The organism is Micromonospora parastrephiae, from assembly GCF_016802865.1.
Classification (GTDB): Bacteria; Actinomycetota; Actinomycetes; order Mycobacteriales; family Micromonosporaceae; genus Micromonospora; species Micromonospora parastrephiae.
Map to the genome: position 1 here is coordinate 1 of NZ_JAEVHM010000318.1, position 3977 is coordinate 3977.

Annotated in this window: 4 protein-coding genes; all 4 read left to right on the forward strand. The window is 73.9% G+C overall.

Annotated features, from left to right (window positions below; translation table 11 throughout):
- The first annotated feature begins 193 nt into the window (after positions 1 to 193).
- Positions 194 to 1156 (forward strand): UTP--glucose-1-phosphate uridylyltransferase, encoded by a 963-nt coding sequence (locus JNW91_RS30180; protein ID WP_203178892.1) that lies wholly within the window; start codon positions 194 to 196, stop codon positions 1154 to 1156.
- On the forward strand, positions 1153 to 2466 hold the full coding sequence (locus JNW91_RS30185) for a molybdopterin molybdotransferase MoeA (protein WP_203178893.1): 1314 nt from the start codon (positions 1153 to 1155) through the stop codon (positions 2464 to 2466). Before JNW91_RS30180 ends, JNW91_RS30185 begins: the two co-directional genes overlap by 4 nt.
- Before the next feature lie 105 nt (positions 2467 to 2571).
- Positions 2572 to 3222, forward strand: a complete 651-nt coding sequence (locus JNW91_RS30190; protein ID WP_203178894.1) for a GNAT family N-acetyltransferase — start codon at positions 2572 to 2574, stop codon at positions 3220 to 3222.
- 177 nt (positions 3223 to 3399) lie between these two features.
- The coding region (sepX, locus tag JNW91_RS30195; RefSeq protein WP_203178895.1) for a divisome protein SepX/GlpR at positions 3400 to 3977 on the forward strand (578 nt) is incomplete at its 3' end.

Genomic DNA, 3977 nt, shown 5'->3' on the forward strand with positions numbered 1-3977 from the left:
CCAGGCTCGGGTTACCCAGCGCAGTCGGAGGCCGAGTGTCCACCGTCGTCATCAAGCGCCCGCCCCGCCGGCCGGCGCCCGAGATCCCCATCGGACGGATGTCGCCTGCGGGGGCGACCAGGCGGGACCGGGCGGCGGCGCGTCTTCTGGGCCACACCCGCCGCGGCAGAGCCGTGGCCGATAGTCTCGCGGCATGTCGGAGCACTCAGCGAACCCCTCATCGACGGTCGCCGCAACCGGCCGTCCCGTCGCGGTCAAGGCCGTCATCCCGGCCGCCGGACTGGCCACCCGGTTCCTGCCGGCCACCAAGGCGGTGCCCAAGGAGCTGTTGCCGGTGGTGGACCGGCCGGTCCTGCAGTACATCGTCGAGGAGGCCACCCAGGCGGGCATCGGCGACGTGTTGTTGATCACCGGTCGGGGAAAGACGTCGATGGTGGACCACTTCGACCGCCGCCCCGACCTGGAGACCAGGCTGGAGGAGAAGGGCGACACCGAGCGGCTGGCCGCCGTGCGCCGACCCAGCGAGCTGGCCGAGATCTACACGGTCCGGCAGCCGGAGCAGCTCGGGCTCGGCCACGCCGTCGGGTACGCCGAGTCGCACGTCGGCGACCAGCCCTTCGCGGTGCTGCTCGGCGACGAGTTCGTCAAGCCGTCCGAGCCGCTGCTGCCGGCGATGCTGGAGCTGCAGGCCCGCACCGGCGGTGTGGTGCTCGCCTTCTTCGAGGTCAACCCGGCCGACACCAAGCGTTACGGCATCGCCTCGGTCGAACCCGCCGAGTCGGAGCTGACCGACATCGGAGAGGTCGTCAAGGTGACCGGGATGGTGGAGAAGCCGCAGCCCGAGGACGCGCCCAGCAACCTCGCGGTGCTCGGCCGGTACGTGCTGCCGGGCAAGATCTTCGACGCGATCCGGCGGACCAAGCCAGGCAGCGGCGGCGAGATCCAGCTGACCGACGCCATGGAACTGCTGCGTACCGAGGGCACTCCGGTGCACGCGATCGTCTACCGGGGCACCCGCTACGACACCGGCATGCCGCTGGGCTACCTCCAGACGGTGGTGCAGATCGCCGCCGAACGCGAGGACTTCGGCGCCGAGTTCCGGTCCTGGCTTGCCGACTTCGTCAACGCCGACGCGGCAGGCGGATCTGGTACATGACCGCGACGGCCGACGCCGAGGCGGCCGCGAACGAGTTGACGCCGCTCGCCGACTACCTGGGCAGCGTGCTGCGCAGGTTACGAGCGCTGCCGCCACTCGACCTCGACCTCACCCAGGCACACGGCAACGTCCTCGCCGAGGACGTTGTCGCGCCGCACGCGTTCCCGGCCTTCGACCAGGCGGCCGTTGACGGGTACGCGGCCCGCTGGGAGGACATCTCCGGAGGGGGGCGGGGCCCGAGCTACGTCCCGGCCCCCTCCGGCACACCGGGTGGGCGGAGCATCCGGCTCAACGTGGTCGGCGACCTCGGCGCGGCGAGCTGGCGCCCGGTCCGGCTCACCCCGGGCTCGTGCTTCTCGGTGGCCGCCGGGTCGCCGCTGCCGGTCGCTGCCGACGTGGTGGTCCCGGTGGAGTGGACCGACCAGGGCATGGCAGCCGTGGAGATCTTCCGCACCCCCAAGCGGGGGTACGGTGTCCGCCGCGCCGGTGAGGAACTGCCCGCCGGCACCCTGCTCGCCCGCGCCGGCACGTACGTCTCCCCGGCGCTCGTCGCGGTGTTCGCCGCCACCGGCATCGGGCACGTGGTGGTCCGGCCCAGCCCGCGGGTGGTCATCGTGGCCACCGGCGACGAGCTGGTCGACGTGGGCCGGGGCAGCCAACCGGGGCAGGTGGTGGACGCGAACTCGCACGCGCTGACCGCCGCCGCGGCCGAGGTGGGCGCGCTGGCGTACCGCGTGGGCATCTGCGACGACGACCCGGAGGGGCTGCGCGGGCTGCTGGAGGACCAGACCCTGCGCGCCGACCTGATCATCACCACCGGCGGCACCGGCACCGGCCCCGGCGACATGGTGCGCCGGATCCTGTCCCGCCGCGAGGGCGGCCGCGCCGGGCCGGTCACCTTCACCGACGTGGCGCTCTATCCCGGCACGGCCCTCGGGTTCGGCACCGTCGGCGCCGAGGAGGTGCCGGTGGTCTGCCTGCCCGGCGACCCGGGCGCCGCGCTGATCGGCTTCGAGGTGCTGGCCCGTCCCGCCATCCAACTGCTCGCCGGCGCCGAGCCGGTCTTCCGGCCCAGCGTCCGGGCGCATCTGCTGGAGACCGTGTCATCCCCGGGCGGGCTGCGCGAGTTCCGGCCCGCGCACGTCGCCGAGCGGCGCGGCGGCGGTTACACGGTGCAGCCGCTGCGCGGTGGGCCATTCACCCTCTCCGGGCTCGCCGAGGCGAACGGTCTGCTGGTGCTCGGCGAGCGGGTCACCACCGCCGCCGCCGGTTCCACCGTGGACGTCCTGCTGCTGGACCGTCGCCGGTGACGGTTTCCCGATCCGTCCGCTCACGGTCTGCTCCCGGGCCGCGCGGTCGTCGGGAGATCCCGGGTCCACTTGCGCAGGGCACGGTCCGCGCGGGAGACTGTGCGGGTGAGTCTCTTCGGACCAGCCCGGGCGCCCGGTTGGCCGGCGGTGCTGGTCGACGGTCCGGTGCTGCTGCGACCGTACCGGCGTTCGGACGCCGCGGCCTGGTCGGAGGTACGCCGGGCCAACCGGGCCTGGCTGGCGCCCTGGGAGTCGTCGCTGCCGGGCAGCTGGGACGAGCTGAACTCGCCGGCCGCGTTCCGCTGGGTGCACCGCGACCAGCGGCGTTCGGCGCGCGAGGGCGAGGGAATGCCGTTCGCGGTCTGCCTGCGCGAGGCCGACCGGGACCGGCTGGTCGGGCACCTCAACGTGGGCAGCATCGTGCGGCGGGCGTTCTGTTCCGGCTACGTCGGCTACTGGGTGGACGCCGGGGTCGCCGGTCAGGGGGTGATCCCGACGGCGCTCGCGCTCGCCGTCGACCACGCGTTCGGCCCGGGTGGGCTGCACCGGGTGGAGGTCAACATCCGTCCGGAGAACCGACCGTCGCGGCGGGTGGTGGAGAAGCTCGGCTTCCGCGAGGAGTCGTACCACGTGCGCTACATGCACATCGACGGCGCCTGGCGGGACCACATCGGATACGCGATGACCAGTGAGGAGATCGCTGCAGAGGGTGGCCTGCTGGCCCGCTGGCACCGGGTGCGCGCCGCCGCACGGTGAGCCGTCCCACGGACGGGATCGGCGCGGCGCGGCGGCATGACGGTCGGCGCGCCGTAACCTCAAGTAACTGCAAGCTGCGGCAAGCGCTGCCAGTCCGGACGATCCACGCACCTGAGCGCGATCGGTGGAAGATCCTGCGGTCCGGTGGCGGTTGCTCCGAATTCGGTGACGGGAGGGGTGAGGGTGCCGACCTCGGTGCTCCTCGCCGTCCTCGCCGCCGCCGGCCTGCTCGCCCTGGCCCCGGCGCTGGTCCGCCGGTACGACGCCACCGAGCGGCTGGTGGCGGAGCGGGCGCAGTCGACGGCGCGGGTGCTCCAGCGCCGCCGACGGCGCCGTACTGTGCCGGGACGGCGTCCCGTCCACCCGCCGCGCTCACTCGTCGTTACCCTCAGCGAGGACACGACTACGGGCACGTTGGTGGTGCCGGTTTCCGCACCGCCGGCAGCCCGCCGCTCCGGCCGGCTGCGCGCCGTGCCACCCGCCCCGAAGCGCTCCCGCCGCCGACCGCCCCGCCGGCACCACACGCCTGCGGTGTACCGGCGTCGCCGCGTCCTCGCCGCCCTGCTGCTGCTCAACATCGTCGAGTTGGTCGGTGTGCTGTTCGTCAGCCCCGGCTTCTGGGTCGGTTTCGGGGTCACCTTCCTGCTGCTGGCCGTCTACGTCGTCCACCTGCGCGGTCGGGCCCTGGCTGGGCGCCGTCGTCGTCGCGCCCGCGCCCGCGAGGCGGCCTGGCTGGCCGCGCGGCAGGCCGAGGT